General features: G+C 79.8%; 1 protein-coding gene. It reads right to left on the minus strand.

Annotated elements, in window-relative coordinates; genetic code table 11:
• Nucleotides 1-2,150: AAA family ATPase (locus VF468_20020; protein HEX5880576.1), on the minus strand; the 2,150-nt coding region annotated here is incomplete at both ends.

A 2,150-nucleotide genomic window follows, 5' to 3' on the forward strand; every position in this document is an offset into this window, starting at 1 on the left:
ACGCCGGTCGGCCGGGCCAGGTCCCCGGGCCAGGCGGCGAGCTCGGCCGTGAAGGCCCGCACCGACGCCGGGTCGCGCAGCTCCAGGGCCAGCATGGCGCCGAACAGCAGCGCCGCCTCGCGGCTGTGCGGGTTGCCGGTCTCCGACGCCCGGGCCAGGGCGGCGTCGCGGGCCTGGGTGGCCGCGTCCAGGTGCCCGAGGAAGCCGAGGGTGTTCCCGAGCCGGCTGGTGCTGAGGACCTCGGTGGTCACGCCGTAGCGGGCCAGCCGGGCCGAGCGGCGCCCGGGGCGGTAGCGGCCGACGGCCGCCTCGAAGTGCCGCCGGGCGGCCTCGAACTCGCCTCTCCAGAAGGCGACGATCCCGAGGACGTAGTCGCCCTGGACCGCGCGCAGGTCGTCGCCGCCGGCGCGCAGCCGCTCCCCGACCCGCCGCGCCGCCTCGAAGTCCCCCCTGGCCAGGCTGGCCGTGGCCGTTGAGCGCAGCAGCGGCCCCGCCGGCTCGACGCCGAGCTGGTCGGCCAGCTCCAACCCCCGCCGCTGCACCCCGGCGAGCCGTGGCGAGCCGTACCCGTCGACCACGCCGAGGGGTCCCTGGAGGCGGGTCAGGACCTCCAGCTCGCGCTCCTGGCGAGCCCGGGTCGGCGGCGGCGCCTCCAGCAGCCGCAGGGCGCGCTCCAGCAGGCGGACCGCCTCGGCGTAGGCCGGCAGGCGCTGGGCGGCGGCGGCCGCCTGCTCGTACCAGCCGACCGCCTCGGCGGCCTGGCCGGCGCGCTCGTGGTGGGCGGCGACCTGGGCGGCCACCGGCGCCGGGTCGCCGGCGTGCAGCCGTTCCAGGGCCCGTGCCACCAGCAGGTGGGTGCGGCGCCGGCGGGCCGGGCTGAGGCCCAGGTAGGCGACCTCCCGGATCCGGTCGTGGGAGAAGTCGTAGGCGTCGGGCCCCTGGTCCCGGACCAGGCGCCGCCGCCACAGCTCGTCCAGGCCGCCGACCAGCGCCGCCTCGCCGGCCTCGCTGGCCTGGGCGAGCACGTCGGTGGAGAACTCCCGCCCGATGGTGGCGGCGACGCCGGCCAGGTCGCGGGCGGGCGCGGACAGCTGGGCCAGCCGCGACTCGATCACGGCCTGGACCTTGGGGGTGATCGGCGCCGGCTGGCCGTGCCCGCTCCAGCCGGCGCGCAGGGCCTCGACCACGAACAGCGGGTTGCCCTCGGTCTCGGCGAACAGGCGGTCCACGTCCGGGGCCTGGAGCGGGTCGCCGAGGCGCTCGGCCAGCCCGGCCGTCTCCTGCCGGGACAGCCGCCCGACCTCGACCTCGGCGACCCGCTCCAGCGCCCGCAGCCCGGTGAGGAGGTCGTGCACCGGGTGGCCGAGGTCCAGCTCCTCGCGCCGGGCGGTCGCGACCACCAGGACGGGGGCCCGCGGGTGGGCCCGGAGCAGGCAGTGGAGGAACTGCAGGGTCTCCTGGTCGGCCCAGTGCAGGTCGTCGGCGACCAGCAGGAGCGGGCCGCCGCCGGCCAGGAGGGCCCCGGCGAGGGCCTCGAACAGCCGCCGCCGATCGGGGTCGGGAGCCGGCCCGGGCGGGCCGGGGGTGGCTGGACCCTTGGCGGCCGGGGCGGCCTCCGGGAGGAGGCGGGCGAGCTCGGCCAGCTGGGCCGGGGCGAGCCGTCCGCGGTGGCCGGCCAGGGGGTCCGAGCGGAGCCAGGCGACCACCGGTCCGTAGGCGAGCGCCCCCTCCGCCGGGTACGACCGGGCCTCGGCGGTCGCCGCCCCGTGGTGCGCGCACCAGGAGCGGAACTCCTCGCCCAGCCGCGTCTTGCCGACGCCGGGCTCGCCGGTCACCAGCACCAGCCGGGCCTCGCCGGCCTCGGCGGCCCGCCACAGGTCGGTCAGGCGGGCCCGCTGGGGTCCGCGGCCGACCAGCGGAGGCCGGCCCAGCCGCCCCGCCCCCGGCGCCTCGGTGGCCGGCTCGCCCGGCGGCGGCAGCAGCGCCTCGTACGCGCGGCGGGTGGCCGCCGAGGGCTCGACGCTCAGCTCGCGCTCCAGGGCCGCGGCGCAGGCGTGATAGGCCCGGAGCGCCCTGGCCCGGTCGCCGCGGGCGTCGTGGAGCCGCATCAGGGACCGGTAGGTGGCCTCGCGCAGCGGGTCGGCCCGCAG

This window comes from Actinomycetota bacterium (assembly GCA_036280995.1).
Taxonomy (GTDB): domain Bacteria; phylum Actinomycetota; class CALGFH01; order CALGFH01; family CALGFH01; genus CALGFH01.